Source organism: Leisingera sp. CC-HEC093 (genome assembly GCF_059429195.1).
The window spans coordinates 3,575,873-3,602,384 of record NZ_JCAIJR010000001.1 but is presented as its reverse complement, the minus strand read 5'-3'; the positions used below and the strand labels follow the sequence as shown (position 1 = coordinate 3,602,384).

Sequence of the window (26,512 nt, the reverse complement as noted above, 5' to 3'; positions counted from 1 at the left end):
GCTGCAGGAATTCTTGCCGCAGGCCTCTTTCCACCCGCAGGCTTCTGTGCCATAGGGTCACCGCCAAACGGGGTTATGCATGAGGACGACCAATGCAGATTCGTGAGGCTCTCACCTTTGATGATGTTCTACTGGTGCCAGGCGCGTCGAGCGTTCTGCCCAACACCGCGGATACGCGCACGCGGGTGACCCAGTCCATCGCCCTCAACATTCCGCTGTTGAGCTCGGCAATGGATACAGTGACCGAGTCGCGGATGGCGATTGCGATGGCGCAGGCCGGCGGCATGGGTGTGATCCACAAGAACCTGAATGCCGAGGAGCAGGCCAGAGAAGTGCGCCGGGTCAAGCGGTTTGTCTCCGGCATCGTTTACAACCCGATCACCCTGACCCCGGACCAGACCCTGGCAGATGCTCAGGCGCTGCAGGAACGTTACCGTGTCACAGGCTTCCCGGTGGTTGACGGCTCGGGCCGCGTCGTTGGCATCGTGACCAATCGCGACATGCGCTTTGCCACCGATGCCAGCACGCCTGTTTCCGTCATGATGACCTCTGACAACCTGGCGATGCTGCAGGAGCCGGCCGATCTGGAAGAGGCCAAGTCGCTGATGAAGGCGCGCCGGATTGAGAAGCTGCTGGTGTCTGACAAGGACGGCAAGCTGACCGGTCTTCTGACCCTCAAGGACACCGAACAGGCGGTTCTGAACCCCACCGCCTGCAAGGACGAGCTGGGCCGGCTGCGCGTTGCGGCTGCCAGTTCGGTTGGCGACAGCGGCTTTGAGCGCTCTGAGGCGCTGATCGATGCAGGCGTGGATATCGTGGTGGTGGACACCGCACATGGCCATTCCGCAGGTGTTATCGACGCGGTAAAACGCATCAAGGCGCAATACAGCAACGTGCAGGTGATTGCCGGCAACGTGGCAACAGCCGAAGCCACCCGCGCACTGATCGACGCAGGCGCGGACGCGGTTAAGGTCGGCATCGGCCCGGGCTCAATCTGCACCACCCGCATGGTGGCGGGCGTCGGCGTGCCGCAGCTGACCGCGATCATGGATTGTGCCGGCGCTGCTGGTGACGTGCCGGTGATTGCCGACGGTGGTATTAAGTTCTCCGGCGATTTCGCCAAGGCGATTGCGGCGGGCGCGTCCTGCGCCATGGTCGGCTCGATGATTGCCGGCACTGATGAAAGCCCGGGCGAGGTGATCTTGTACCAAGGCCGTTCCTTTAAATCCTACCGCGGCATGGGCTCCATGGGCGCGATGGCACGCGGCTCTGCCGACCGCTACTTCCAGAAAGATGCAGCCAGCGACAAGCTGGTGCCGGAAGGGATTGAGGGGCAGGTGCCTTATAAAGGCGGCGCGGGCGCGGTGATTCACCAGCTGGTGGGCGGTCTGCGCGCGGCGATGGGCTACACCGGCTGCGCGACTGTCGATGACATGCGCAAGAACTGCAACTTTGTCCGCATCACCGGCGCCGGGCTGAAGGAAAGCCACGTCCACGACGTGCAGATCACCCGCGAAGCACCGAACTACCGGGCGGGCTGAGACCATGATGGCTGCTTTTAAGAATGGGGCGGGGGCATGACCCCCGCCGCCCGCCTGCAGGCGGCCATCGAAATCCTGGACCAGGTGCTGGCGGGGGAGCCCGCGGAAAAGGCGCTGACCTCCTGGGGGCGGCGCAGCCGCTTTGCCGGTTCCAAAGACCGCGCGGCGGTGCGCGACCATGTGTTCGACGCGGTGCGCTGCCTGCGCTCTCATGCGGCGCTTGGCGGCAGCCGCAGCGGACGCGGCCTGATCCTGGGCGCTCTGAGGGAAGCGGGACTGAACCCGGATGAATTCTTCACCGGTCAAGGGCATGCGCCTGCGCCGCTGACGGATGCTGAACGTTCGCTGCTACCGGCACCCGCGGGGCCGGAAGCGCTGGATATCCCTGATTGGCTCTGGCCGGAGTTCAGTGCCAGCCTTGGCGCGGAGGCTGAAGCCGCGGCGCTGGCGCTGCGCAGCCGGGCGCCGGTGCATTTGCGGGTGAATACAGCGCGGGCAACCGTGGAACAGGCGCAGAATGTTTTGGCTGCCGAAGGCATTGCTGCCGAACTGCATTCAGCAGCGGAAACTGCGCTGGAGGTGAAAGAGGGGGCTCGCAAGCTGCGAAACGCCAAGGCGTACCAGGATGGTCTGGTAGAGCTTCAGGACGCGGCAAGCCAAGCCGTGACAGAGCGGCTGCCGCTGAAGGACGGCATGACGGTTCTGGACTATTGCGCCGGCGGCGGCGGCAAGACTCTAGCGATGGCGGCCCGGGCCAGAATCCAGAGTTTTGCACATGATGCCGACCCACGGCGGATGAAGGATCTTCCGGAGCGCGCCGCGCGTGCCGGGGCGGATGTAAAGCTGCTTGCGGCTGCAGATCTGGCCCGCTCCGGACCTTATGATCTGGTTCTATGCGATGTGCCCTGTTCCGGCTCCGGCTCCTGGCGGCGCGCGCCCGAAGGTAAATGGCGCCTTACATCCGAAGGGCTGGCTGAATTGCAGCGCATTCAGGGTGAAATCCTGCGCCAGGCCGCCGTGCTGACCGCAGCTGACGGCGTGCTGGCCTATGCGACATGCTCAATGCTTGACTGCGAAAATAGCGCGCAGGTTCAGAGGTTTATCAGCGAGAACCCGGAGTGGATGCTGGCCGGTCAGAAAGGCTGGCAGGTTCAGAACGGCACCGATGGGTTTTTTGTTGCTGTGTTGACGCGCGCGAATACCCGTTGTTAGGGTTCCGCTGAAAGTCCGTTGTTTCTTAACGTGGTTTTAACCTAAATCGCCGCGTTATGGCGGCAATCAGTACAGACCATGGAGCCGTAATGTCCGGTCGCCAAGACACTTCCGTTCCGGAACTGCGCGTTTATTCACCCGAGCAAACCAAGCTTGCGGCAACTCTGCTGCTGTCGCTGGCGCTGATGTCTGGCCCGTGGCTGCTGCCGTTGCCGGACTGGATGGGCCGCGGCTTCGTTCTGGTCGGGCTGACGCTGACTGCGGTTGCGGTGCTGATGGTGGTTCAGGCGCGGATGCGGCTGAACGCGCGTGCAATGGCCGCCGATCTGCTGACCGGCTTCATTGAAAAAGATGCGACGCCCAGTTTTGTCACCGATGATGACGGCATGATTCACGCCTGCAATGGGGCCGCGGTGAAGCGGTTTCAGGATGCCAGCCGTGACACCTTGGCAAGCACACTGCGGTCCATTCTGGCCAATCCGTCTGCGGTGCTTTACCGGCTGCAAAGCCGCGCCCGCGTCGATGGTGCGTCGCGCGAGGACATCGTTACCCGGCGCGGCCATGTTCGGCTGGCGGTACACCAGATGAACGGCGGCAGTTTCCTGTGGCGGGTGGAGGATATCCTCGACCGCGGCGGCAATGGCCGCGGCGCCGACACGCTGCCGGTTCCAATGATCACTGTGGGCCGCACCGGTGCCGTGCTGTTCATGAACGAAGCGGCCCGCAGCCTGATCGGGGAGCGGGTAAAGTCCACAGACCGGCTGTTCCCTGCGCTGCCGGTGGTGCCCGGGCAGATCAACACGCTCAGCACCAAAAAGGGGCCGGTTCAGGTCCTGGTCAGCGAAAAGAACCGCACCCAGGGCCGCAGTGAGCTGTTCCTGATGGAAGTGGATGAGGCAGGGTTTGCGTCGTCGCAGGCCGGGTTCGAGGCGCTGCCGGTCCCGTTCCTCAAGGTGGCCCCGACCGGGGAAATCCTGAGCAGCAACCGCATGGCTTTGCGTTTGCTTGGTGTCGAAAGCTGCGCCAGCCTCAAGCTTGGCCAGCTGATGGAGGGCCTTGGCCGTCCGATGTCGGACTGGCTGCGCGACACCGCGGACGGGCTGGCCCCCAACAAATCGGAATTCCTGCGGCTTTCTCGCGCCGACAAGGAGGTTTTTGTCCAGGTTACCCTTACGCGCGTTGTGGAAGAGGGCACGCCGGTTCTGATTGCGGTGCTGAACGATGCGACAGAGCTGAAAACCCTGGAGGCACAATTTGTGCAAAGCCAGAAAATGCAGGCGATCGGCCAGCTGGCGGGCGGCGTGGCACATGACTTCAACAATCTGCTGACGGCGATTTCAGGCCATTGCGACCTGCTGCTATTGCGTCATGATCAGGGCGATCAGGACTATGGTGATCTGATCCAGATCCATGAGAACGCCAATCGGGCGGCCTCATTGGTCAGTCAGCTGCTGGCATTTTCCCGCAAGCAGACTTTGCAGCCGGAAACCCTGGACGTGCGGGACACGCTGTCGGACCTGACCCACCTGCTGAACCGTTTGGTGGGCGAAAAGGTCACCCTGACCCTCAGCCACGATCCGGTGATGAAGTCGATCCGCGCTGACAAGAGGCAGCTGGAACAGGTGCTGATGAACTTGGTGGTGAACGCCCGCGATGCAATGCCGCAGGGCGGAGAGATCCGGGTCGAGACTGAGGTCATCTCGCTCGACAAACCGTTGGAGCGGAACCGTGCAACAGTGCCTTCAGGCGATTGGGTGACGGTCAAGGTTTCGGACGAGGGTGTCGGCATTGCGCCGGACAAGCTGCAAAAGGTGTTCGAACCTTTCTACACCACCAAGCGCACGGGCGAGGGCACCGGCCTGGGCCTGTCCACCGCCTATGGCATTATCAAGCAGACTGGCGGCTATATCTTTGTCGACTCGGTCAAGGGGCATGGCACGCAGTTCACCTTGTTCTTCCCGGTTCACAAACCGCAGGCGGATCAGCCCGCCGCGGAGAAACCCGCGGAGGCCGAGGAAAAGGCGGCAGCCGCGCAGCATGGCGAAGGCGTTGTTCTGCTGGTCGAGGACGAGGCGCCTGTACGCGCCTTTGCCTCCCGCGCGCTCAGGATGCGCGGTTACACGGTGCTGGAGGCAGAATCGGCTGAGGACGCCCTTCGCACACTGGAAGACCCGGGCCTAACAGTGGATGTGTTCGTGACGGATGTTGTGATGCCGGGCATGGATGGGCCCAGCTGGGTGCGCGAGGCGCTGAAGGAGCGCCCGGACACCCGTGTGGTCTTTGTCTCCGGCTATGCCGAAGGCGCCTTTGGCGAGGCCGATCCGGATGTGCCGAACTCGGTGTTCCTGCCGAAACCGTTCTCGCTCAACGAGCTGACCGAAACGGTGCATGCACAGCTGCACTAGCGTCAGCAATGCCCAAAAAATGAAAGCCGCCGGACCCGGCGGTTTTTGTGCATTCAGCGGGCAGGAACCGACTGGTAGAGTTCGAATTCCGCCGCGCGCTTGCGCCGGACATGAGCCTCCGCCCCGTGGCTCAGGGACAGGTCTGCTTGGGGGCTGACGTTCTTGTGCTCCAGCCGGATCTCTGTGTCCAGGCGCTGTTCCAGGAACTGCTTCAGCGCCTGCTGGTCCTCATAGCGGAACAGATGGCTGACCTTGCAGCCATTGGGTTGCGCTTCCAGGAACTTCGCCTGGCTGCCGACATTGGCAAAGGCAGGCGGCTTGCCCTTGCAATAGGCGTGCAGAAAGTCATCGAAGCTGACGTCCTTGGTTGAATTGGGTTTGCCGTCCAGCGCAGGCCGCCGGCGGTACCGGTACCAACTGCCCAGCCAGCTGATGGGTTCGCGCACGACGGCCGCGACCTCCAGCTCAGCATTGCAGACTTTCTCAAACATCGGCCGGATCCAGCGGTTGTAGCGGTAGAGCGGCGCGTGTTTCAGCTCCGGCGGGTCCGAAATCACCAGGTCGGCGCGCTCGCGCAGGGCCGCCTGAAACGCGGTGGTGCCTGTCTTGGGAACGGAAAGCAGCGCCAGCCGTTCCTTGAAAAATATCATCATCCCGTTAACTGCCCGGTAAATAATCTTGCTGCCGATTAACCATAAACCAATCTTTAACACCCTGGCCCTGAAGTGGGTACACCAGAAATCTGTTGCAATGTTCTCTTTTTGATCTCACAAGGAACAAGAGGTGAACAAAGCAGTGATTGCCGCGCGCCCCGGTGTGTGACACATAGAAAAGGACAAGGGACTATGGCGGATCTTTTGACCATGAAAAATAAAGTAAGCGGTGACAAGCAAAAGGCGCTCGATAGCGCGCTTGCCCAGATTGAGCGGCAGTTCGGCAAGGGTTCGATCATGAAGCTCGGCGATGGCAGTGCCATGCAGGAGATCGAGGCAAGCTCGACCGGCTCATTGGGTCTGGACATCGCGCTGGGGATCGGCGGCCTGCCCATGGGGCGGATCATTGAAATCTACGGCCCGGAAAGCTCGGGCAAGACCACGCTGACGCTGCATTGCATTGCGGAACAGCAGAAAAAGGGCGGCGTCTGCGCCTTTGTCGACGCGGAACATGCGCTGGACCCGCAGTATGCGGCCAAGCTGGGCGTTGATCTGGATGAGCTGCTGATCTCGCAGCCTGACACCGGCGAACAGGCGCTGGAAATCACCGACACGCTGGTGCGCTCCGGTGCGGTCAACATGGTGATTGTTGACTCCGTGGCGGCACTGACCCCGAAGTCGGAGCTTGAGGGCGATATGGGCGACAGCAATGTCGGTGTGCAGGCCCGTCTGATGAGCCAGGCAATGCGCAAGCTGACCGGATCCATCAGCCGTTCCAAGTGTATGGTGATCTTCATTAACCAGATCCGCATGAAGATCGGCGTGATGTTCGGCTCCCCCGAAACCACCACCGGCGGCAACGCGCTGAAATTCTACTCTTCCGTCCGTCTGGATATTCGCCGTATCGGCGCGATCAAGGACCGTGATGAGGTGGTCGGCAACGCAACCCGTGTCAAAGTGGTGAAAAACAAAGTGGCGCCGCCGTTCAAACAGGTGGAATTCGACATCATGTACGGTGAAGGCATCTCCAAGATGGGCGAACTGCTGGATCTGGGCGTGGCGGCGGGTGTCGTAAACAAGTCCGGTGCCTGGTTCTCCTACGGGGATGAGCGGATCGGGCAGGGGCGGGAAAACGCCAAGACCTTCCTGAAGGAAAACCCGGCAATCGCCTTTGACATTGAGGACAAGATCCGCGCCTCCCACGGGCTCGAGTTCGAGCGTCCGGAAACAGGCGATGCGGACGACATCCTTGAGGCCTAAGCGCCCGAAATCTGATCAAATCCTGGTAACACGGGGGCGCAGCGCTGGCTGCGCCCTTTTTCGTGAGGCGCCGCCGCTTCCTGCTGTGGACAGTGCGCAGGCTGACGGGTAAACCTGCCCGGAACGCTTATTTTAAGCCCGCAAGAGATCCCGCACATGCCGACGCTCAACGATATCCGCTCTACCTTTCTGAACTACTTTGCCAAACAGGGGCATGAAGTTGTCGATTCCAGCCCGCTGGTGCCGCGCAACGACCCGACCCTGATGTTCACCAACTCAGGCATGGTTCAGTTCAAGAATTGCTTTACCGGGGTGGAAACCCGCGATTACAGGCGCGCGACCACCTCGCAAAAATGCGTCCGCGCCGGCGGCAAGCACAACGACCTTGACAACGTCGGCTATACCGCGCGCCACCACACGTTTTTTGAGATGCTTGGCAACTTCTCCTTTGGCGATTACTTCAAGCATGAGGCGATCCCCTTTGCCTGGGAGCTGATCACCAGGGAATTCGACGTTCCGAAGGACCGGCTCTACACCACCGTCTATCACACCGATGACGAAGCCTTTGAGATTTGGAAGAAGCTGGGCGTCCCGGAAGACCGGATCATCCGCATCGCCACTTCTGACAATTTCTGGCAGATGGGCGACACCGGGCCTTGCGGCCCCTGTACCGAGATCTTCTATGACCACGGCGACCACATCTGGGGCGGGCCTCCGGGTTCGGCTGAGGAAGACGGCGACCGGTTCATCGAGATCTGGAACCTCGTCTTCATGCAGAACGAGAAGTTCGCGGATGGGTCGATGGTTGACCTGGACATGCAGTCCATCGACACCGGCATGGGGCTGGAGCGGATTGCAGCGCTGCTGCAGGGCACCCATGACAACTATGAAACTGATCTGTTCAAATCGCTGATCGAAGCCTCGGCAAACGTCACAAACTCCGATCCGTTCGGTGATCAGAACGTGCATCACCGGGTGATCGCCGATCACCTGCGCTCCTGCTCCTTCCTGATTGCCGAGGGCGTTCTGCCCTCGAACGAAGGCCGCGGCTACGTTCTGCGCCGGATCATGCGCCGCGCGATGCGCCATGCCTCGCTGCTGGGTGCCACCGATCCGGTCATGCACAAGCTGGTACCGTCGCTGGTTCAGAAAATGGGCGCGGCCTATCCGGAGCTTGGCCAGGGCCAGGCGCTGATCGAGGAGACCTTTGAACAGGAAGAAACCCGTTTCCTCAAGACATTGGACCGCGGCTTGAAACTGCTGGACGAAGCCTCTGCCGACATGGACAAGGGTGACGTGCTGCCGGGTGAAACTGCGTTCAAGCTCTATGACACCTATGGCTTCCCGCTCGACCTGACTCAGGACGCCCTGCGTGCCAAGGAGATTGAGGTCGACACCGATGGGTTCGATGCTGCGATGAAAGAGCAGAAAGAGAAATCCCGCGCGGGCGGCATCGGCCTGGGCGAAGCGGCGGATGTGAAGGTCTACTTCGACATTGTTGATGCTGCTGGCACCACCGACTTCCTCGGCTATGAAACTGAGAAGGCCGAAGGCCAGATCGTTGCCATCGTCAAGGATGGCGCGCAGATTCAAACTGCAGCCAAGGGAGACACGGTTCAGGTTATCTTGAACCAGACGCCGTTCTATGGCGAAAGCGGCGGTCAGGTTGGCGACACCGGTGTGTTGACAGTCGAAGGCGGGGCGGCCCGCATTACCGACACCAAGAAGGTGGAGGGGTTGTTCCTGCACATCGCCGAAGTGACCGAAGGTGAAATCGCCGTGGGCAAGGGCGCTGCCATGGAAGTGGATCACGCGCGCCGCAGCAAGATCCGCGCCAACCATTCTGCTACTCATTTGCTGCACGAAGCGCTTCGAAACGCGCTGGGGGAACATGTGGCGCAGAAGGGCTCGCTTAATGCTGAGGACCGCTTGCGTTTCGACTTCAGCCACAACAAGGCGATGGGGGCGGATGAACTGGCCAAGGTCGGCGCCGAGGTGAATGATTTCATTCGCCAGAACACGCCTGTGTCCACCCGGATCATGACTCCGGATGACGCGCGCGAGCTGGGCGCCCAGGCGTTGTTCGGCGAGAAATACGGCGAAGAGGTTCGCGTAGTCTCCATGGGCCGCGCGCCGACAGGCAAGGGCCACGATGGCGACACTTATTCGATCGAGCTGTGCGGCGGCACTCATGTGAAGCAGACCGGTGACATCGGCACTTTCGTCATTCTGGGCGACAGTGCGTCCTCTGCCGGCGTGCGGCGGATCGAGGCGCTGACTGGTGCGGCTGCGGTTGAGCATCTAGAGCGCGAAGCGGGCCGGATGGCTGCAGTCGCAGCGGCCCTGAAGGCGCAGCCCGCGGATGTCCTGGACCGCCTCAAGGCAATGATGGACGAGCGCAAGGTCCTGCAGAACGAGATTTCCAACCTCAAGCAGCAGGTTGCCATGGGCGGCGGTTCCGGGGGCGGGGCTGATGCCAAGGACGTGAATGGCAAGAAGTTCCTGGCCCAGGCGCTGCAGGGCGTGTCCGGCAAGGATCTGCGCGGGCTGATCGACAAGCACAAGCAGAACATCGGTTCCGGTGTGATCCTGCTGATCGCAGAGGACGACGGAAAGGTGGCTGTGGCTGCCGGTGTCACCGACGATCTGACGGGCGATATTTCGGCTGTGGACGTGCTGAAGGCCGCGGTTCCCGCTGTGGGTGGCAAGGGCGGCGGCGGCCGTCCGGACATGGCCCAGGGCGGCGGCAAGGACTTCTCTGGCGCCGATGAAGCCATTAAGGCGGCCGAGGAGCTGCTGGCTGGCTGACCATTTGGTCAAAAAACGCTTGGTCTTTCCGGCAATCTGCCTAAGCTGCCGGAAAGATCATCACTAGGGAGGCTCTGATGCCCGCACTTTGGATTGCACATGTGACCGTTACCGACGCTGACGCCTATGGCAAATATGCCGAATTGGCAGGTCCCGCCGTCGCCAAGCATGGCGGCGAATTCATCGCCCGCGGCGGCCGGTTTGTGCAGCTGGAAGGCAAGGAGCGCCCGCGCAACGTAGTTGCGAAATTCCCTAGCGTCGAGGCTGCGGTGGATTGCTATCACAGCCCGGAGTACCAGGAAGCGCTGAACCATGCCCGCGGCGCGTCCGAGCGCGAGTTGATGGTGGTGGAAACCTCCGAGTAATGGTCACCGCTTTTGCGGAAATGCTGAAACGCCACGCGGCCCCGGGCCGGGTGGCGTGGATAGGTGTGCGGCCTGGGCGGCGGGAAGAGGTTCAATCGCCCGAAAGTGCCGAATTGACCCTAGAAGGTCTTGGCGGCGATCACGCCAAAGCAGGCAAGCGTGCCGTGACCTTGATCCAGGCCGAGCATTTGCCTGTCATTGCCGGTCTGGCAGGACTGGGCGCGGTGCAGCCGGAGCAGTTGCGGCGCAATCTCGTTGTTGCAGGCATCAACCTAGCAGCCTTGCGGAAGGCGACGCTGCGGGTCGGCAGCGCGCTGGTGCGTATCACCGGCCCTTGTCCGCCCTGTTCGCGGATGGAAGAAGTGCTGGGCCGCGGTGGATACAATGCGATGCGCGGGCATGGCGGCTGGTACGCCGAGGTTCTGGAAATCGGCAGGGTAGCCTTGGGCGACAGCGTTACAGTTTCGCAAGACGCAGAATGAAAAACGGCGGCAGATTTCTCTGCCGCCGTTTTTAGTTCGTCAGGCGCTGGCCTTGGACATCCGCTTGCGCTCATGCGGGTCCAGATAGCGCTTGCGCAGACGCACGCTGTTCGGAGTTACCTCAACCAGTTCGTCGTCGTTGATATAGGCGATCGCCTCTTCCAGCGACAAAGTCATCGGGGTGGTCAAGCGGACCGCATCGTCCGTGCCGGAGGCCCGAACGTTGGTCAGCTTCTTGCCCTTCAGCGGGTTCACTTCCAGGTCGTTGTCGCGCGAATGCTCACCGATGATCATGCCGGTGTAGATGTCGGCCTGGGCGCCGATCATCATCTTGCCGCGCTCTTCCAGATTCCACAGCGCGTAAGCCACCGACTGGCCGTTCTCCATTGAAATCAGCACGCCCGCGCGGCGGCCCGGGATCGCGCCCTTGTGCGGCGCCCAGCCGTGGAACACGCGGTTCAGCACGCCGGTGCCGCGGGTGTCGGTCAGGAACTCGCCGTGATAGCCGATGAGGCCGCGCGAGGGCACATGGGCGATGATCCGGGTCTTACCTGCGCCTGCGGGCCTCATCTCAACCAGCTCACCTTTGCGGGCGCCGGTCAGTTTCTCGATCACTGCGCCGGAGTATTCGTCATCCACGTCGATGGTGGCTTCTTCGATCGGCTCCATGCGAACGCCGTCGACTTCCTTCATGATCACCTGCGGGCGGGAAATCGACAATTCGAATCCTTCGCGGCGCATGTTTTCGATCAGGACGCCCATCTGCAGTTCGCCGCGGCCGGAAACTTCAAACGCTTCGCCGCCGGGGGTGTCCTGGATCTTGATGGCGACGTTGCTTTCAGCCTCTTTCATCAGGCGGTCGCGGATGACGCGGGACTGCACCTTCTTGCCATCACGGCCGGCCAGCGGGCTGTCGTTGATGCCAAAGGTCACGGTGATTGTCGGCGGGTCAATCGGCTGGGCGTCCAGCGGCTCGTCCACGGCCAGTGCGCAGATGGTGTCGGCCACAGTCGCCTTGGACATGCCTGCGATAGAGACGATGTCGCCCGCCTGGGCTTCTTCGATGTCCTGCTGGGCAAGGCCGCGGAACGCTTGGATCCGGGTGACGCGGAACTGTTCGATTTTCTGGCCAATGCGGGAGATCGCCTGCACGGTGGCGCCGACCTTCAGCTTGCCGCTTTCGACGCGGCCGGTCAGCAGACGGCCCACAAACGGGTCGCTGCCCAAAGTGGTGGCCAGCATCCGGAAATCTTCGTCCTGGCGCTTGATCTGCTTCGGCTCCGGCACGTGGTTCACGATCAAGTTGAACAGCGCGTGCAGATCCTTGCGCGGGCCATCCAGTTCCGCATCGGCCCAGCCGGAGCGGCCTGAGGCATACATATGCGGGAAGTCCAGCTGATCCTCGGTGGCGTCCAGCGAGGCAAACAGGTCAAAACACTCGTCAAGGGCGCGGTCGGGTTCGGCGTCCGGCTTGTCGACCTTGTTCAGCACCACAATCGGGCGCAGGCCCAGGGCCAGCGCCTTGGAGGTCACGAACTTGGTCTGCGGCATCGGGCCTTCGGCGGCGTCCACCAGCAGCACCACACCGTCGACCATCGACAGGATCCGCTCAACCTCGCCGCCGAAATCGGCGTGGCCGGGGGTGTCGACAATGTTGATCCGGGTGCCGTTCCACTCGACCGAGGTCGGTTTGGCAAAAATGGTGATGCCGCGTTCGCGCTCCAGATCGTTGCTGTCCATGGCGCGTTCCGCCACAGCCTGATTTTCGCGGAAGACGCCGGATTGTTTCAGCAGCTCGTCAACCAGGGTGGTTTTGCCGTGGTCAACGTGAGCAATGATCGCAATGTTGCGCAGGTCCATGACGTTCGCCTTTGTAAGGAAGTTGGGCCGCGCATAGCCCGAACCCCGGACAAAGGCCAGAGAAAAACCGCCCAAACGCCCTGCAAATACGGATCAGTGGCCCGAAGACTTGGAGAACAGATGAATGATGACGATGCCTGACATGATCAGGATCATGCCAATCACCGCAGGCAAGTCCAGTTTCTGGCCAAAGACGATGAAGGCGATCACCGCGATCAGCAGGATGCCGAGGCCGGACCAGATGGCGTAAACAATGCCCACCGGCATGAATTTGAGCGTCAGCCCCATCATGTAGAAAGAGAAGGCATAGGCAACCAGCACGATCAGCGACGGCCCGAGCCGGGAAAACTGCTGGCTGGCCTGCAGCGCTGTGGTGCCGACGGTCTCTGCAGCCACCGCGATGATCAGGTAGACGTAGTGAACCGGCATCCCAGCCTCCCTCAAGCGCTTGCCGCGGGCAAACCCGCTGATCTGACATCCTGCCTATCCGATCTGTTCTTGCCGGGGAAGTCCTGAAGCGGCACGGGCTTGCCGGATTCCGCAAGCGTCGCGAAGTGAACAGGTTTCTGTGCGCAGGCACACTGTACTTCATGTTGGCTAATTATTAGGAGATTGTTCCAACAATGTGGGTCAGGCTGAAACGATAGTCTGATTCCTGGAATCGGAATGAGGATTGCCGCATGTGCCGCTGGGCTGCCTATACGGGTGCCGACGTCTTCCTGGAAGACATCATATCTATACCTGCGCATTCGCTGATTGCGCAAAGCCAAAAGGCGGTGGAATGCAAGACCGCCACCAATGGCGATGGCTTCGGCATCGCTTGGTACGGCCAGCGGCCTGAACCGGGGCGTTACCGCGATGTTTATCCGGCCTGGTCGGATTGCAACCTGCGGGCGCTGGTGCATCAGGTGCAGTCGCGGTTGTTCCTGGCGCATGTGCGGGCCTCCACCGGGTCCGCCACCAGCCGCAACAACTGCCATCCGTTCACCGCCGGCAGGTGGAGCTTTATGCACAACGGCCAGGTCGGCGGGTTCGAAAAGTTCCGCCGCCATGCGGATATGTGCATCCCGGATGAGCTGTATGAGCACCGCCGCGGCGCCACCGACAGCGAGGTGCTGTTTCTGCTGGCCCTGCGGGAAGATCTGGACGCGGATGCTAAGGGGGCGCTGGAACGCGCCGTGGCGCGGATGGAGGGCTTGTCCCGGGCGCGCGGGACCGCGCCGCACATGCGGCTGTCGGTGGCGATGTCGGACGGCCGGACGCTCTATGCGGCGCGGTATTCCTCGGACAGCATCGCACCATCCGTTTACTACCGCTGGAGTCAAAGCATGAAGGGCTGGGCTGTGGTGTCGGAGCCGTTGGAAGACACTGGGGAGGCCTGGAGCGAGCTGAAGCCGGGCGAATTTCTGAGTTTGACGCCGAACGGGGCGGAAACTCAGCCGTTTCAACCATTCCTGGACTGAAGTGCAGCCCCTCCGCGGGGCTGCTCAGCTGGCTAAAGGCGGCCTGCTTCGCGGAACCAGGGCGCGATTTGCGCCCGGACATAGGTCCAGACTTCTGGCGCGCCGCGGCTGACCTTGCCGCCGACACGGGCATCGAGCTGCGGCAAGCTCACGTCGTAATCGACCCAGCTGCCGCCGCCGTTCAGCAGATTCAGGAGCACCGGCTGCACCCGGTCGATGGACTTGGCGAATACCGCGTCCGGGGTTTCCGCAGCCTCGAATTCTTCCCAGATCGCCTGCATGGGTGTACCTTGGTCCGCAGGCAGCAGTCCGAACAGGCGGTCTGCCGCTGCCTGTTCCTCCGCGGCTAGGGCGGCAAGGGCTGCAGGATCCATCACCCCGTGGATCGGAGTGTCGCCAGCGTCGATCTCCACCAGGTCGTGCAGCAGCAGCATTTGCAGCACCCGGTCAACTTCGACCGTCCCGGCGCTGTGTTCAGACAGCACCCAGGCGTACAGCATGATATGCCAGCTGTGCTCAGCCGAGTTTTCATGCCGGGAGCCATCGCCCAGCTTGGAGGCGCGGGTCACCAGCTTCAGCTTGTCGGCCTCGTTCAGGAAGGGAAGACGGGCAGTCAGGCGGCTGCAGTCATACCTGGTGTCCTCTCCCAGCAGAGACAGCGCGTGGTGGTAAGCCTCTGGCAGGTGCTGTTCCAGAGCCGCCGCCCGGCCGCCAAACAGGTTCTGCCGCACCACATCGACATGCCAGTCCAGAGGTGCAGCACCATAAAGCGTCTGAAAGATCGGCTGGCAGTGGTCCACCCGCTTGGCAAACTGCGCGTCGGGGGTCTCAGCGGCCTCGAATTCATGCCACAGGGCCAGGAACTCGGCGCCTTGGTCTGCTGGCAGCAGCCCGAACAGCCGTTGGGCCGCCGCCATTTCCGCCTCTGCCACTGCGTCCCAGTCGACCTGATCGGTGATCGGATGGTCGCCTGCGTCGATTTCGACCAGATCGTGCAGCAGCAGCATCCGGATGGCGCGGAACACATCCACTTCCGGCGCGGCAAAAGGGGCCAGAACCAGTGCATAGAGCGCCAGGTGCCAGCTATGCTCGGCTGAGTTCTCGCGGCGGCTGCAATCCAGGATCAGGTTCTGGCGCTCAACCCCGCGCAGCTTGTCGGCTTCGAGAAGAAAGGCGAACTGCGCCTCAAGACGGGCGCTCACGCGTCACCCTTGACGCTGAGTTGTGCTTGCAGCGTGGCGACTTTCTGGTTGAGGAAGTCGCGGGCTTTGCGTTCGGCAAGGCGCACGCGGATTTCTGTCAAATAGGCTTCCTCGAGCGACTGGGAGGCGGCACCGAGAACCTGGCCCACCTCCACATACAGCCGGTCTTCGCCGCTGGCGTCCTGCACCTTGAGTGTATCGACCGCCAGTTTCTGGGCCAGCGCTTCGATGGTGCCGCTCATCAGCGGGTGTTCTCCGTCAGGCGGCGTTTGACATAGTCGGAAACAGTGCCGATCATCGAGTCCATATGCGGTTCCTGGAAGAAATGGTCAGCCCCTTCCACCTCAGTATGGGTGATGGTGATGCCCTTCTGCTCATGCAGCTTGCCGACCAGGCTGGCGGTATCTGCAGGCGGTGCCACGCGGTCGGCGGTGCCGTTGATAATCAGGCCCGAAGACGGGCAGGGCGCCAGGAATGAGAAATCATACATGTTGGCCGGCGGCGCAACGGAGATAAAGCCGGTGATTTCCGGGCGGCGCATCAAAAGCTGCATGCCGATCCAGGCACCGAAGGAGAAGCCCGCAACCCAGCAATGCTTGGAGTTGGAATTCATCGACTGCAGGTAATCCAGCGCCGAGGCGGCATCCGACAGCTCACCCACGCCCTGGTCGTATTCGCCCTGGCTGCGGCCGACGCCGCGGAAATTGAACCGCAGAACCGTAAAGCCCATGTTGTAGAACGCATAGTGGAGGTTATAGACCACCTTGTTGTTCATGGTGCCGCCGAACTGCGGATGCGGATGCAGCACGATGGCGATGGGGGCGTCTTTTTCTTTTTGCGGGTGATAGCGGCCTTCGAGGCGGCCTTCGGGTCCAGGAAAGATGACCTCGGGCATGGGCGGTTAAAATCCTACTCTCGTTTTCGGGTCTGCCGGCAGAATACTTGACGGGTTCCGTCAGGCATCTTAGAACAGTTCTAATCAAGGGCGCTGGCCTCGCCATACACCGTCAGGCTGAGATACGCACAGTCGGAGGGAAGGTCAATGTTTTCGCACTCGCGCCCTGGTTTCGAGGGGTAAATTATGAAGCTTTCCACCAAAGGGCGCTATGCGATGGTTGCGCTGGCCGATATTGCGCTGCAGCCGCAGGGCGATCTGGTGCCGCTGGGTGACATTTCCAAGCGTCAGGATATCTCGCTGCCGTATCTGGAGCAGCTGTTTGTCAAGCTGCGGCGTGCCGGGCTGGTCGAGTCGGTGCGCGGGCCTGGCGGCGGGTACCGGCTGGCGATGCTCCCGTCGGAGATCCGGGTAGTGGATGTGCTGTCGGCGGTGGATGAAACTGTCGACGCCATGCACAAGGGGGCAGGGGCATCCGGCGCCTTGTCCGGCAGCCGCGCGCAATCGCTGACCAACCGCCTGTGGGAAGGGCTGAGCGCGCATGTCTATGTGTTCCTGCACCAGACCCGCCTGTCGGATGTGATCAAGAACGATCTGGCCCCGTGCCCGGCAGTGCCGAGCTTGTTTGCAGTTGTGGATGACTAAGGTGGAGCGCAGGCAGGCTGCACCAATCCCTCCGGACAGGGCGTATTCCGCACAAAATTTGCTCCGAAGCTTTGCCAATTGCGGCAAGGCAGCTTATGACGCGGCAGCGGTCCGCAAAAAGATGTATCTATGAAGCGCGTTTACCTCGATCATAATGCCACTGCTCTGCTGCGCCCTGAGGCGAAGGCAGCGATGATTGCGGCGATGGAGGTCTGCGGCAACCCGTCTTCGGTGCATGCCGAGGGCCGGGCCGCCAAGGCGCTTGCCGAGAAGGCGCGTGCCCAAGTTGCCGCAGCATTTGGCGCCGACGGGGCGGACATCGTGTTTACTTCCGGTTCAACCGAAGGCGCGGCGCTGGCGTTGGCTGGCCGCGGCCTGCATGGTGCGCCGGTGGAGCATGATGCCGTGCGGGCCTGGATGGTTGAAGATCTGAGTGTGAATGCTGAAGGCGCGGTAAAGATTATCGATCCCGCACAGTCCACGCTCCAACTGGCCAATTCCGAGACCGGTATTGTTCAGGCGCTGCCGGAGGGGCTGGCGGTTACGGATGCCACCCAGGCCTTTGGCAAGCTGCCAGTGGCTTTCAACTGGCTGGGTGCCCGAATGGCGCTGATTTCGGCGCATAAGCTGGGCGGCCCCAAAGGCATCGGGGCGGTGGTGATGAAACGCGGCACTGATTTGCCGGCCCAAATCAAAGGCGGCGGCCAGGAAATGGGGCGCCGTTCCGGTACAGAAAATGTCATTGGAATCGCGGGTTTCGGCGCTGCAGCTGAAGCGGCGGCCAAAGATCTTTCAGATGGCGTCTGGGACAGGGTTGCAGAACTTAGAAATATTCTAGAAAAGGCGCTTGTGTCTGGCGTAAGCCATACTATTTTTGTCGGAAAGGATCAGAAGCGGCTGCCGAACACCCTGTGTTTCGCAACGCCGGGCTGGAAGGGCGAAACCCAGGTCATGCAGATGGACCTTGCGGGTTTTGCGATCAGCGCCGGCAGCGCCTGTTCCAGCGGCAAGGTGCGCGCCAGCGCGGTGCTGACCGCGATGGGATATGACGAGGCCGCAGCCCAGGGCGCAGTGCGCGTGTCGCTGGGGCCGGAGACAACGGAAGAAGACGTGCTGCGCTTTGCCGAGGCGTGGCTGCAAAAAGAAAAGAAACATCGCGCCCGCGCGGCGTGAGTGAGGAGATGACAATGGCCGCTTTGGACCAGACCCAAGTCAAGGAAGGTGTTGACCAGGAAACCGTGGATGCGGTGCGCGAGGTCGGCGGTGCTTATAAATACGGCTGGGAAACCGATATTGAGATGGAATACGCTCCCAAGGGGCTGACCACGGATATTGTCCGGCTGATTTCGGAAAAGAACGAAGAGCCGGAATGGATGCTGAACTGGCGGCTGGAAGCCTACGAGCGCTGGCTGCAAAAGGAAGAGCCCACATGGGCGATGGTCGAGTATCCTGAAATCGATTTCCAGGATCAGTACTACTATGCCCGTCCCAAGTCGATGGAAGTGAAGCCCAAGTCGCTGGATGAGGTCGACCCAAAGCTGCTGGCGACCTACGAAAAACTGGGTATCCCGCTGAAAGAACAGATGATTCTGGCGGGCGTTGAAGGCGCGGGCGAGACCCCGGAAGAAGGCCGGAAGGTCGCCGTGGACGCGGTGTTCGATTCCGTTTCGGTCGGCACAACCTTCCAGAAGGAGCTGAAGGAAGCGGGCGTCATTTTCTGCTCGATCTCCGAAGCCATCCGCGAGCATCCGGAGTTGGTGAAGAAATACCTTGGCTCCGTGGTTCCGGTCTCCGACAACTTCTATGCGACACTGAACTCTGCCGTGTTCTCGGACGGCTCCTTCGTTTACGTGCCGCCGGGCGTGCGATGCCCGATGGAGCTGTCGACCTATTTCCGCATCAATGCGGAAAACACCGGTCAGTTCGAACGTACCCTGATTATCGCCGATAAAGGCAGCTATGTCAGCTACTTGGAAGGCTGTACTGCACCGGCCCGCGACATTGCGCAGCTGCACGCAGCAGTGGTGGAAATCATCATCGAGGAAGACGCCGAGGTGAAATATTCCACCGTCCAGAACTGGTATCCGGGCGACGAGAACGGCAAGGGCGGCATCTACAACTTCGTGACCAAGCGCGCCGATTGCCGCGGCGACCGCGCCAAGGTGATGTGGACCCAGGTGGAAACCGGCTCTGCCGTGACTTGGAAATACCCCTCCTGCATCCTGCGCGGCAACGAAAGCCAGGGCGAGTTCTACTCGATCGCCATCGCCAACAACATGCAGCAGGCCGACACCGGCACCAAGATGGTGCATCTGGGCAAGAACACCAAGTCGCGCATCGTGTCCAAAGGCATCTCTGCCGGCAAGGCGCAGAACACCTACCGCGGCCTGGTGTCCATGCACCCCAAGGCGAAGGACAGCCGCAACTACACCCAGTGCGACAGCTTGCTGATCGGTGATAAATGCGGCGCCCACACGGTTCCTTATATCGAGGTCAAGAACAACTCCTCCCGCGTGGAGCATGAGGCGACCACCTCCAAGGTGGACGATGACCAGCTGTTCTACTGCCGCCAGCGCGGCATGGACGAGGAAGAGGCGGTGGCCCTGGTGGTCAACGGGTTCTGCAAGGACGTGCTACAGGCGCTGCCGATGGAGTTCGCCATGGAAGCCCAGCAGCTGGTTGCGATCTCGCTGGAAGGATCTGTGGGCTGAACCAACCAATGATGATTGACGGACGGACATATTCCTCAAGGGAGCGCCAGAAAATTGCTCGCACGGCGAGGCGCCGTGTGGGTAGTGAAGTTGCTCTTGTTGCAACCTTCGGGGGGGCTGTTTTGTTCGTCATGCTTTTCTGGTTTGGACCCTACGTGGTTTTTCCTATTGCCAGCGGTCTCGGAATGACCATTTCCGCGACTGGTCTCGTTCTCGCGTTCGGAACGAGTGCTAGTTGTGCTCTTTTGCACGGCTTGAGGCTGAAGAAAAAAGTGAAAAGCGCAAAAGAGCTAGATGCCGCTTTTCTTTATTTGTACGCACGCAAAAGAGCGGAAGACCTTGAAAGTAAAGGGTATCCCGAACAACAAGAGGCACTTTCATGATCGTCACAACCACTAACTCTGTCGAAGGCTACCAGATTGCCGAATACAAGGGCATCGTGGTGGGTGAGGCGATCATGGGCGCCAATGTGGTGCGTGATGTCTTCGCTTCGATCACCGACATCGTCGGCGGCCGCTCCGGCGCTTATGAAAGCAAGCTGCAGGATGCGCGCGAAACCGCGCTGGCTGAGCTGGAAGACCGCGCACGAGCCAAAGGTGCAAACGCCGTGGTCGGCGTCGATCTGGACTATGAGGTGGTCGGCCAGTCGATGCTGATGGTTTCGGCCAGCGGCACCGCAGTGGTGCTGGGTTAAGGGGCCGGGAGACGGACATGGCCAAAGACGAGCAGCTGATCGAGCGCCCGGCGCTCACCCTGCCGCCGGAAGAGGCGGATTGGGTGCGCAGCCATTACCAGGATGCAGGCGTCCTCCTGGAATATGGCAGCGGCGGCTCGACCGTGCTGGCGTCTGAGCTGAGCGGGAAAAAGGTCTTTTCCGTTGAGACCGACAAGATGTGGTACCGCATGATGAAGCGGTATTTTCGCCAGGCCGGCGCTGAATCGGAGGTGCATTTGCACCACGTGAATGTCGGCAAAACCGGAAAATGGGGGCGGCCGCTTAACAATGACATGTGGCGGCGGTTTCACCAGTATCCGAACTCCGTCTGGGATCTCGAAGCTTTTGAGGCGCCGGACCTTGTCCTGATTGACGGCCGCTTCCGGGCTGCCTGCTTTCTGACTGTTATGCTGCGCACGGAACAGCCCGTCACTGTGCTGTTTGACGACTACGCCGGACGGGCGCTGTATACGCAGGTCGAAAAATGGGCGAAGCCGGTTCAAATCCGCGGCCGCATGGCCCGGTTTGAGCTGCACCCCGATGAACTTCCGCGCCGGGATCTGACCCGGATCCTGGCGCTCTACACCAAAACCTTCTAGGCGCCTACGGCTGCCGGAACAGTACTATGCGAGAGGCAAAAATGCTCGAAATCAAAAACTTGCACGTCAAGCTTGAAGATGAGGATAAGCAGATCCTGAAAGGTGTCGACCTCAAGGTCGAGGCTGGCAAGGTGCACGCTATTATGGGGCCGAACGGTTCGGGCAAGTCCACACTGTCCTATGTTCTGTCTGGCCGCGACGGCTATGAGGTGACCGAAGGCTCTGCGGAGCTGGAGGGTGAGGACATTCTGGAGCTGGAGCCGGAAGAGCGTGCCGCAGCCGGCATGTTCCTGGCATTCCAGTACCCGGTCGAAATCCCCGGCGTCGGCAATATGACCTTCCTGCGCACCGCAGTGAACGCGCAGCGCAAGGCCCGCGGCGAGGAAGAGCTGTCGGCCTCCGACTTCCTCAAAATCATCCGGGCCAAGGCGAAAACCCTGAAGATTGATGCCGACATGCTGAAACGCCCGGTCAACGTCGGCTTCTCTGGCGGTGAGAAGAAGCGCAACGAGATCCTGCAGATGGCGATGCTGGAGCCGAAACTGTGCATCCTGGACGAGACAGACTCGGGCCTCGATGTGGATGCGATGAAACTGGTGGCCGAAGGTGTGAACGCCCTGCGCGACGAGGGCCGCGGCTTCCTGGTGATCACGCACTACCAGCGCCTTTTGGACCACATCAAACCGGACGTGGTGCATATTCTTGCGGGCGGCCGCATCGTCAAAACCGGCGGCCCTGAGCTGGCGCTGGAAGTCGAGAACAACGGTTACGCCGGCATCCTGGCAGAGGAGGCGTAAATGGCCCTGCCCGAAGTCAAGCAAAGCGCAACAGAGGCGCGGCTGGCGGCGCTGAGCCTGCCGGAAAGCGGCTGCCTCAAGACGGCGCGCCAGGCTGCGCTGTCGCGGGTGCAGACCATGGGTCTGCCGTCGCGCCGCGATGAGTACTGGAAATACACCAAGCCGGACACGCTGGTTCAGGCGGATGCGCCCAAGGCGGCTGTGTTTCACGCTGACGAGACACCGTTGTTCAATGCTTTTGAGCGCCTGAACATCGTGTTCGTCGATGGCGTTTTCGACGCCGAAGCCTCCGATGATCTGGCGCTGGAAGGTCTCAGCATCGACCGGATCGAGGATATCTGCTGCAAGGATATCCATTGGGCCAAGGACCTGTATGGTGTTCTTGAAGCCCGTGGCCAGACCCCGGTGGAACGCCCGCTGGCAGCGCTGAACACCGCGTTTGCCACCGATGGCGTGGCGATCCGGGTGACGGGCAAGGTCTCCAAACCGCTGAACTTTACCTATGTCCATTCGGATGAAAACTCCGACGCGATCCTGCATCACGTGATCCGTGTGGAAACCGGCGCTGAGGTGACGATCCTCGAAAACGGTCCCGCGGCTTCGCGTTTCAACAAATGCATGGAGATCGATGTTGCCGACAACGGCAAACTTCACCTCGTGCGTGCTCAGGGGCGCGACCATGAGCGCCGCGCTGCGACACATCTGTTCGCCCGTCTGGGCACGGAGTCTGTGTTCAAGTCCTTCACCCTGACCGTGAACGGCGTGCTGACGCGCAACGAAGCGGTGATCGAGCTGACAGGCGACGATGCAGTGGCCCATATTGCAGGCGCTTGCGTCGGCGATGGCGACTTCCACCACGACGACACCGTCTTTATCACTCATGACGCCGTGAACTGCGAAAGCCGCCAGGTGTTCAAGAAGGTGCTGCGTAATGGTGCCACTGGCGTGTTCCAGGGTAAGATTCTGGTGAAGGAAGGGGCGCAAAAGACTGACGGGTATCAGATTTCCCAGTCTCTTCTGCTGGACGGCGACAGCCAGTTCCTGGCCAAGCCTGAGCTGGAAATTTACGCCGACGACGTGGCTTGCTCGCATGGCTCCACTTCCGGGGCGATCGACGAGGAAGGCCTGTTCTATCTGCGCTCCCGCGGTGTGCCGCATGCCGAGGCGACCGACCTGATGACGCTGGCCTTTTTGGCTGAAGCGGTGGATGAAATTGAGGACCCGGAGATCGCCGCGGATATCGTTTCCCGCCTCGAAGGCTGGCTGGCCCGGCGCCGCTGATGTCCGTCACAACGGATATCCCGGCAACCTACAAAGGGCCGCGCAAGGTTTTTGCGCGGCTTCTGAGCATGGGCGCCCGCGAGGACCGGCTGCTGATTTTCCTGATTAGCGGCTGCGTGCTGACTTTTGTCGCGCAGATGCCGAAACTGGCGCGAGAGGCGCATCTGACCGGCCAGGAGCTGAATATTCTGCTGGGCAGTTCACTGCTGGCTCTGGTTTTTATTGCGCCCTTGCTGCTCTATACGCTTGCGCTGGTGGTGCATTGGATCGCCCGGGCGGCAGGCGGGCAGGGCGATGCCTACCGCGCCCGTCTGGCGTTGTTCTGGGCATTCCTGGCGGCTAGCCCGCTGATGCTGCTGAACGGTCTTGTGGCCGGTTTTATCGGCGCAGGCCCGGCCCTGAATCTCGTAGGGGTCTTATGGTGCGCCGCTTTCCTGTGGTTCTGGGTGTCTGGCATGATCCAGGGGTATTGGGCGAAACAATGAACGCACTGGCCGCCTTTGCTCTGCTGACGCTGAAATCGCCGCGGGATGCTGCGCAGCAGATACTTGCGCAGGACTGGCCGCGCGAGGCCCTGTGGACCGCATTCCTGCTGTCGGTCGTTCTGAACGCCTGCGTTTATACGCTGCAGCAGGTTCTGCTGCCGCTGCCGCCAGAGGTTCTGCTGCCGCGGTTTTCGCCAGGGGCCTATTTTGCGGTGGTTCTGATCCTGCAGATCAGCTTCATTTCAATGCTGGCCACTACCGGCCGCTGGCTGGGCGGGCAGGGCAATTTCACGTCTCTCTTGACCCTCGTCACGTGGCTGCAATTGCTGCAGGCCGGGTTGAACGCCGCCGTTGTGGCCGTGTTCCTGCTGCTGCCCTCCCTGGCCGCGCTTCTCAACATTGCGGCCAATGTCGTTGTGTTTTTCATCCTCCTGCATTTCGTCAACGCGGCACACGGGTTCGGCTCTGTTTGGCGGTCGCTGGGGGTGGTGATGATGGCCAGTGTGATCCTTGTGTTTGTTCTTCTCTTCATTCTGGGTCTGATCGGCCCCGCCAATCTGGGACTTCCCGAACATGTATGACGTGGAAAAAATCCGAGCCGACTTTCCGATCCTTGCGCGCGAGGTGAACGGCAAGACGCTGACCTATCTCGACAACGGCGCGTCCGCACAGAAACCGCAGGCGGTAATCGACGCCGTGACCAAGGCATATGCCGAAGAATATTCCAATGTTCACCGTGGCTTGCACTTTCTTTCTAACCTCGCAACCGAGAAGTACGAAGCCGTCCGCGGCATCATCGCGCGGTTCCTGAATGCGGGCGACGAAAACACTATCGTTCTGAACTCCGGCACCACTGAGGGTATCAATCTTGTTGCCTACGGCTGGGCCATGCCGCGGTTTGAGGCGGGGGACGAGATCGTCCTTTCGGTGATGGAGCACCACGCCAATATCGTGCCCTGGCACTTCCTGCGCGAGCGCCAGGGGGTAGTGCTGAAGTGGGTCGATGTGGCCGACGACGGCAGTCTGGATCCGCAAAAGGTGATCGACGCCATTGGCCCCAAGACCAAGCTGGTTGCTGTCACTCAATGCTCCAACGTGCTGGGCACCGTTGTGGACGTGAAGGCCATCACCCAAGGCGCCCACGCCAAGGGGGTGCCGGTGCTGGTGGATGGCTCGCAGGGCGCCGTGCACATGCCGGTCGACGTGCAGGACATCGGCTGCGATTTCTACGCGATCACCGGCCACAAGCTCTATGGCCCCTCCGGCTCTGGCGCGATTTATATCAAGCGCGAACGCATGGCGGAGATGCGCCCCTTCATCGGCGGCGGCGACATGATCAAGGAAGTCTCCAAGGAGCAGATCATCTACAACGATCCGCCGATGAAGTTCGAGGCCGGCACGCCGGGCATCGTGCAGACAATCGGCCTGGGGGTGGCGCTGGAGTACATGATGGGGCTTGGCATGGACAACATAGCCAGGCATGAAGGCGAATTGCGCGACTATGCGATGCAGCGGCTGACCGGGCTTAACTGGATCAACGTGCAGGGGCAAGCGATTGGGAAGGCTGCGATTTTCAGCTTCACCATGGAGGGCGCCGCGCACGCTCACGACATCTCTACCATCCTCGACAAGAAAGGCGTCGCTGTGCGCGCCGGTCACCACTGCGCCGGGCCGCTGATGGATCACCTGGGCGTTTCGGCTACTTGCCGCGCGTCCTTTGGCCTGTACAACACCAAGTCAGAAGTGGACACTCTGATCGATGCGTTGGAGCTGGCGCATGAGCTGTTCGCTTGACCGGCCCAACAATACCAAAAAAGAAAACGGCGCCCGGGAGGCGCCGTTTTTAATAATAGGGAGTAGGTTTAGCCCTGGATTTTGTCTGCACGCAGCGGACAGGACAGGTAGACGCCAAACTCCTTGCCCACATCGCAGCTGACCCGCGCATGCACTTTGCCCTGGCGGTCAAGGAAGCGCTGGCTGTCCTCCACCGGGAAGATTCCCTCGTGCCAGATATTCGGGTGGATATAGAGCCCCCTGGACCCGTCGCACCAAAAAGCCACGACTTTCTCCGGCTTCAGGTCATCCCCCGGCAGCGCTGCCGGAATGATGAAGGGTTTGTTGTCCAGCGGATAGAACAGCTGGCCGCCGTCAGGGTGATAGTTCATATGCCACAGCAGAACCTGATCCCGCGGCGCAGTTTTCCGCTCCGTCTGCGCCTGCTGCGGGTCTGTAGACCAGCCTAGAACATAGTGGCCATTGACCGCTTCGTTCTCACCAAAGAGCACATCGCCGCGCCAGTCGCCGCGGAAGGTGCCTTCGACCCAACCGGCCTCGTCCCCCGTGCCCTCATCGATCGGGCGCCAGCCCTGCGCGGGCCATTGCACGATCTCGATCTCGAAGTTTTCGGGATCATCGACAAGACAGCCATACTCCCTGACGCTTTCTTCGGTTGCCCGGATCAGCGGCACCTCGTGCCAGGGGAGAGAGGGTTTGGAACTGGCTTCAAAGATGTACTCTGGCGCACTCATCCTGCTGTTTCCCCGATACCCTTGTGCTTGTCGACCATCCGCTGCACCATCGGCGCAAAGTGCCAGTAGTCAGGGGTTTCCATATCCGCCCGCTTGCCTGCCTCATCCAAATAACGCACCGCGATGATCTGCTTAAGGTTCGGATTCTTCTCGAACTCCTCCACTTCCTCTGCACTCATCGGACCGCCTTGCAGGTTCAAAGAATGGATGGAAGCCTCTGATAACCGGCTGAAATATTCCGGTTTAGTAGCGCAGAGATACCGCTTGGCGGCGACATGATAGCGGACGCAGTCGGTGATCACTGAAGGCAGGAATTGTTCCAGCACTTCAGCCCCCGCTTCTTCGTGATAACGGTCCTCGGTATCGTCCATGGAAAACATTCCGAACTCGCTGGTAAAATGGCCGATATCGTGCAGCAGCGCCCCCACGATGATCTCTTCCGGCTGGCCGTTCTGTTCGGCGATGGTGGCGCCTTGCAGCATATGCTCGGCCATGGTGACCGGCTCGCCCAGGTATTCTTCATCGCCGCGGCGGTCAAAGATTCCGCCGATGAAGTCGACGATGTTGTCTCGGCTCAGCTGGCTGATATCCGGCTTGCTCATACC

At 61.0% G+C, this 26,512-nt stretch carries 27 protein-coding genes; 19 read left to right on the top strand and 8 right to left on the bottom strand.

Annotated elements, in window-relative coordinates; all coding sequences use genetic code 11:
• Positions 1-92 precede the first annotated feature (92 nt).
• The 3 genes from guaB to AC5STB_RS17700 all read left to right on the top strand — a co-directional run bounded on the left by guaB (position 93) and on the right by AC5STB_RS17700 (position 5,158).
• Complete coding sequence (gene guaB / locus AC5STB_RS17710; protein ID WP_495444107.1) at positions 93-1,541, top strand: IMP dehydrogenase; 1,449 nt, start codon at positions 93-95, stop codon at positions 1,539-1,541.
• Positions 1,542-1,577: 36 nt separating this feature from the next.
• On the top strand, positions 1,578-2,753 hold the full coding sequence (locus AC5STB_RS17705) for an RsmB/NOP family class I SAM-dependent RNA methyltransferase (protein WP_495444106.1): 1,176 nt from the start codon (positions 1,578-1,580) through the stop codon (positions 2,751-2,753).
• An 89-nt stretch (positions 2,754-2,842) separates the two neighbouring features.
• Complete coding sequence (locus AC5STB_RS17700; protein ID WP_495444105.1) at positions 2,843-5,158, top strand: ATP-binding response regulator; 2,316 nt, start codon at positions 2,843-2,845, stop codon at positions 5,156-5,158.
• Positions 5,159-5,211: 53 nt separating this feature from the next.
• Here AC5STB_RS17700 and AC5STB_RS17695 read toward each other — a convergent pair whose 3' ends face one another.
• Positions 5,212-5,811: a sulfotransferase family protein gene (locus AC5STB_RS17695; RefSeq protein WP_495444104.1), complete on the bottom strand. Its 600-nt coding sequence runs from the start codon at positions 5,809-5,811 to the stop codon at positions 5,212-5,214.
• A gap of 192 nt (positions 5,812-6,003) precedes the next feature.
• Between AC5STB_RS17695 and recA the strand changes: the two genes are divergently transcribed.
• The 4 genes from recA to AC5STB_RS17675 all read left to right on the top strand — a co-directional run bounded on the left by recA (position 6,004) and on the right by AC5STB_RS17675 (position 10,726).
• Positions 6,004-7,071, top strand: a complete 1,068-nt coding sequence (recA, locus tag AC5STB_RS17690; protein ID WP_495444103.1) for a recombinase RecA — start codon at positions 6,004-6,006, stop codon at positions 7,069-7,071.
• 156 nt (positions 7,072-7,227) lie between these two features.
• A complete protein-coding gene (alaS, locus tag AC5STB_RS17685) occupies positions 7,228-9,879 on the top strand; it encodes an alanine--tRNA ligase (protein ID WP_495444102.1) in 2,652 nt (883 codons plus the stop codon).
• A gap of 77 nt (positions 9,880-9,956) precedes the next feature.
• Positions 9,957-10,244: a DUF1330 domain-containing protein gene (locus tag AC5STB_RS17680; protein ID WP_260018269.1), complete on the top strand. Its 288-nt coding sequence runs from the start codon at positions 9,957-9,959 to the stop codon at positions 10,242-10,244.
• Entirely contained in the window at positions 10,244-10,726 is a 483-nt protein-coding gene (locus AC5STB_RS17675) for an MOSC domain-containing protein (protein ID WP_495444101.1), read from the top strand. Before AC5STB_RS17680 ends, AC5STB_RS17675 begins: the two co-directional genes overlap by 1 nt.
• Positions 10,727-10,765: 39 nt before the next feature.
• Here the strand turns inward: AC5STB_RS17675 and typA are convergent, their stop codons facing one another.
• The gene (gene typA / locus AC5STB_RS17670) at positions 10,766-12,586 is read right to left on the bottom strand and encodes a translational GTPase TypA (protein WP_495444100.1); all 1,821 of its coding nucleotides are present in this window, start codon (positions 12,584-12,586) and stop codon (positions 10,766-10,768) included.
• A gap of 93 nt (positions 12,587-12,679) precedes the next feature.
• Positions 12,680-13,015 carry a DMT family transporter gene (locus AC5STB_RS17665; RefSeq protein ID WP_495444099.1) on the bottom strand — a complete coding sequence of 112 codons (336 nt, stop codon included), beginning with the start codon at positions 13,013-13,015 and terminating at the stop codon, positions 12,680-12,682.
• Positions 13,016-13,266: 251 nt separating this feature from the next.
• On the opposite strand from AC5STB_RS17665, the gene AC5STB_RS17660 reads away from it, so the two are divergent.
• Entirely contained in the window at positions 13,267-14,049 is a 783-nt protein-coding gene (locus tag AC5STB_RS17660) for a class II glutamine amidotransferase (protein WP_495444098.1), read from the top strand.
• A 32-nt stretch (positions 14,050-14,081) separates the two neighbouring features.
• On the opposite strand, the gene AC5STB_RS17655 is transcribed toward AC5STB_RS17660, so the two are convergent.
• From AC5STB_RS17655 to AC5STB_RS17645, 3 genes are read right to left on the bottom strand one after another with little or no spacing between them, the layout of a single operon-like run.
• Positions 14,082-15,251: an HD domain-containing protein gene (locus AC5STB_RS17655; protein WP_495444097.1), complete on the bottom strand. Its 1,170-nt coding sequence runs from the start codon at positions 15,249-15,251 to the stop codon at positions 14,082-14,084.
• A complete protein-coding gene (locus AC5STB_RS17650; protein ID WP_495444096.1) occupies positions 15,248-15,493 on the bottom strand; it encodes a hypothetical protein in 246 nt (81 codons plus the stop codon). Before AC5STB_RS17650 ends, AC5STB_RS17655 begins: the two co-directional genes overlap by 4 nt.
• Positions 15,493-16,146, bottom strand: a complete 654-nt coding sequence (locus AC5STB_RS17645; RefSeq protein WP_495444095.1) for an alpha/beta hydrolase — start codon at positions 16,144-16,146, stop codon at positions 15,493-15,495. Before AC5STB_RS17645 ends, AC5STB_RS17650 begins: the two co-directional genes overlap by 1 nt.
• 186 nt (positions 16,147-16,332) lie before the next feature.
• Between AC5STB_RS17645 and iscR the strand changes: the two genes are divergently transcribed.
• The 11 genes from iscR to AC5STB_RS17590 all read left to right on the top strand — a co-directional run bounded on the left by iscR (position 16,333) and on the right by AC5STB_RS17590 (position 25,173).
• The gene (iscR, locus tag AC5STB_RS17640) at positions 16,333-16,791 is read left to right on the top strand and encodes a Fe-S cluster assembly transcriptional regulator IscR (RefSeq protein ID WP_495444094.1); all 459 of its coding nucleotides are present in this window, start codon (positions 16,333-16,335) and stop codon (positions 16,789-16,791) included.
• A 129-nt stretch (positions 16,792-16,920) separates the two neighbouring features.
• Positions 16,921-17,964, top strand: coding sequence for a cysteine desulfurase family protein (locus tag AC5STB_RS17635; protein WP_495444093.1), 1,044 nt, complete (start codon positions 16,921-16,923; stop codon positions 17,962-17,964).
• A gap of 14 nt (positions 17,965-17,978) precedes the next feature.
• Positions 17,979-19,502: a Fe-S cluster assembly protein SufB gene (gene sufB / locus AC5STB_RS17630; RefSeq protein ID WP_495444092.1), complete on the top strand. Its 1,524-nt coding sequence runs from the start codon at positions 17,979-17,981 to the stop codon at positions 19,500-19,502.
• A gap of 8 nt (positions 19,503-19,510) precedes the next feature.
• Positions 19,511-19,885 carry a hypothetical protein gene (locus tag AC5STB_RS17625; protein WP_495444091.1) on the top strand — a complete coding sequence of 125 codons (375 nt, stop codon included), beginning with the start codon at positions 19,511-19,513 and terminating at the stop codon, positions 19,883-19,885.
• The gene (locus AC5STB_RS17620; RefSeq protein ID WP_039123659.1) at positions 19,882-20,196 is read left to right on the top strand and encodes a YbjQ family protein; all 315 of its coding nucleotides are present in this window, start codon (positions 19,882-19,884) and stop codon (positions 20,194-20,196) included. Before AC5STB_RS17625 ends, AC5STB_RS17620 begins: the two co-directional genes overlap by 4 nt.
• Positions 20,197-20,213: 17 nt before the next feature.
• Entirely contained in the window at positions 20,214-20,816 is a 603-nt protein-coding gene (locus tag AC5STB_RS17615; protein WP_495444090.1) for a hypothetical protein, read from the top strand.
• 41 nt (positions 20,817-20,857) lie between these two features.
• Positions 20,858-21,613 (top strand): Fe-S cluster assembly ATPase SufC, encoded by a 756-nt coding sequence (gene sufC / locus AC5STB_RS17610; protein WP_495444089.1) that lies wholly within the window; start codon positions 20,858-20,860, stop codon positions 21,611-21,613.
• Positions 21,614-22,894, top strand: coding sequence for a Fe-S cluster assembly protein SufD (sufD, locus tag AC5STB_RS17605; RefSeq protein ID WP_495444088.1), 1,281 nt, complete (start codon positions 21,614-21,616; stop codon positions 22,892-22,894).
• The gene (locus AC5STB_RS17600) at positions 22,894-23,379 is read left to right on the top strand and encodes a YIP1 family protein (protein WP_495444087.1); all 486 of its coding nucleotides are present in this window, start codon (positions 22,894-22,896) and stop codon (positions 23,377-23,379) included. Before sufD ends, AC5STB_RS17600 begins: the two co-directional genes overlap by 1 nt.
• The gene (locus tag AC5STB_RS17595) at positions 23,376-23,960 is read left to right on the top strand and encodes a YIP1 family protein (protein ID WP_495444086.1); all 585 of its coding nucleotides are present in this window, start codon (positions 23,376-23,378) and stop codon (positions 23,958-23,960) included. The genes AC5STB_RS17600 and AC5STB_RS17595 overlap by 4 nt, the downstream gene beginning before the upstream one ends.
• Positions 23,953-25,173, top strand: coding sequence for a cysteine desulfurase (locus tag AC5STB_RS17590; protein ID WP_495444085.1), 1,221 nt, complete (start codon positions 23,953-23,955; stop codon positions 25,171-25,173). Before AC5STB_RS17595 ends, AC5STB_RS17590 begins: the two co-directional genes overlap by 8 nt.
• A gap of 68 nt (positions 25,174-25,241) precedes the next feature.
• Here the strand turns inward: AC5STB_RS17590 and AC5STB_RS17585 are convergent, their stop codons facing one another.
• Positions 25,242-25,907, bottom strand: a complete 666-nt coding sequence (locus AC5STB_RS17585; protein WP_495444084.1) for an ureidoglycolate lyase — start codon at positions 25,905-25,907, stop codon at positions 25,242-25,244.
• Entirely contained in the window at positions 25,904-26,509 is a 606-nt protein-coding gene (gene tmpB / locus AC5STB_RS17580; RefSeq protein ID WP_495444083.1) for a (R)-1-hydroxy-2-trimethylaminoethylphosphonate oxygenase, read from the bottom strand. Before tmpB ends, AC5STB_RS17585 begins: the two co-directional genes overlap by 4 nt.
• Positions 26,510-26,512: the final 3 nt, after the last annotated feature.

What these genes read in the sequence shown, in the direction of transcription:
- guaB (WP_495444107.1), top strand. Translation starts at nt 93, where the DNA reads ATGCAGATTCGTGAGGCTCTCACCTTTGATGATGTTCTACTGGTGCCA.
- AC5STB_RS17705 (WP_495444106.1), top strand. Translation starts at nt 1,578, where the DNA reads ATGACCCCCGCCGCCCGCCTGCAGGCGGCCATCGAAATCCTGGACCAG.
- AC5STB_RS17700 (WP_495444105.1), top strand. Translation starts at nt 2,843, where the DNA reads ATGTCCGGTCGCCAAGACACTTCCGTTCCGGAACTGCGCGTTTATTCA.
- AC5STB_RS17695 (WP_495444104.1), bottom strand. Translation starts at nt 5,811, where the DNA reads ATGATGATATTTTTCAAGGAACGGCTGGCGCTGCTTTCCGTTCCCAAG.
- recA (WP_495444103.1), top strand. Translation starts at nt 6,004, where the DNA reads ATGGCGGATCTTTTGACCATGAAAAATAAAGTAAGCGGTGACAAGCAA.
- alaS (WP_495444102.1), top strand. Translation starts at nt 7,228, where the DNA reads ATGCCGACGCTCAACGATATCCGCTCTACCTTTCTGAACTACTTTGCC.
- AC5STB_RS17680 (WP_260018269.1), top strand. Translation starts at nt 9,957, where the DNA reads ATGCCCGCACTTTGGATTGCACATGTGACCGTTACCGACGCTGACGCC.
- AC5STB_RS17675 (WP_495444101.1), top strand. Translation starts at nt 10,244, where the DNA reads ATGGTCACCGCTTTTGCGGAAATGCTGAAACGCCACGCGGCCCCGGGC.
- typA (WP_495444100.1), bottom strand. Translation starts at nt 12,586, where the DNA reads ATGGACCTGCGCAACATTGCGATCATTGCTCACGTTGACCACGGCAAA.
- AC5STB_RS17665 (WP_495444099.1), bottom strand. Translation starts at nt 13,015, where the DNA reads ATGCCGGTTCACTACGTCTACCTGATCATCGCGGTGGCTGCAGAGACC.
- AC5STB_RS17660 (WP_495444098.1), top strand. Translation starts at nt 13,267, where the DNA reads ATGTGCCGCTGGGCTGCCTATACGGGTGCCGACGTCTTCCTGGAAGAC.
- AC5STB_RS17650 (WP_495444096.1), bottom strand. Translation starts at nt 15,493, where the DNA reads ATGAGCGGCACCATCGAAGCGCTGGCCCAGAAACTGGCGGTCGATACA.
- AC5STB_RS17645 (WP_495444095.1), bottom strand. Translation starts at nt 16,146, where the DNA reads ATGCCCGAGGTCATCTTTCCTGGACCCGAAGGCCGCCTCGAAGGCCGC.
- iscR (WP_495444094.1), top strand. Translation starts at nt 16,333, where the DNA reads ATGAAGCTTTCCACCAAAGGGCGCTATGCGATGGTTGCGCTGGCCGAT.
- AC5STB_RS17635 (WP_495444093.1), top strand. Translation starts at nt 16,921, where the DNA reads ATGAAGCGCGTTTACCTCGATCATAATGCCACTGCTCTGCTGCGCCCT.
- sufB (WP_495444092.1), top strand. Translation starts at nt 17,979, where the DNA reads ATGGCCGCTTTGGACCAGACCCAAGTCAAGGAAGGTGTTGACCAGGAA.
- AC5STB_RS17625 (WP_495444091.1), top strand. Translation starts at nt 19,511, where the DNA reads ATGATGATTGACGGACGGACATATTCCTCAAGGGAGCGCCAGAAAATT.
- AC5STB_RS17620 (WP_039123659.1), top strand. Translation starts at nt 19,882, where the DNA reads ATGATCGTCACAACCACTAACTCTGTCGAAGGCTACCAGATTGCCGAA.
- AC5STB_RS17615 (WP_495444090.1), top strand. Translation starts at nt 20,214, where the DNA reads ATGGCCAAAGACGAGCAGCTGATCGAGCGCCCGGCGCTCACCCTGCCG.
- sufC (WP_495444089.1), top strand. Translation starts at nt 20,858, where the DNA reads ATGCTCGAAATCAAAAACTTGCACGTCAAGCTTGAAGATGAGGATAAG.
- sufD (WP_495444088.1), top strand. Translation starts at nt 21,614, where the DNA reads ATGGCCCTGCCCGAAGTCAAGCAAAGCGCAACAGAGGCGCGGCTGGCG.
- AC5STB_RS17600 (WP_495444087.1), top strand. Translation starts at nt 22,894, where the DNA reads ATGTCCGTCACAACGGATATCCCGGCAACCTACAAAGGGCCGCGCAAG.
- AC5STB_RS17595 (WP_495444086.1), top strand. Translation starts at nt 23,376, where the DNA reads ATGAACGCACTGGCCGCCTTTGCTCTGCTGACGCTGAAATCGCCGCGG.
- AC5STB_RS17590 (WP_495444085.1), top strand. Translation starts at nt 23,953, where the DNA reads ATGTATGACGTGGAAAAAATCCGAGCCGACTTTCCGATCCTTGCGCGC.
- AC5STB_RS17585 (WP_495444084.1), bottom strand. Translation starts at nt 25,907, where the DNA reads ATGAGTGCGCCAGAGTACATCTTTGAAGCCAGTTCCAAACCCTCTCTC.
- tmpB (WP_495444083.1), bottom strand. Translation starts at nt 26,509, where the DNA reads ATGAGCAAGCCGGATATCAGCCAGCTGAGCCGAGACAACATCGTCGAC.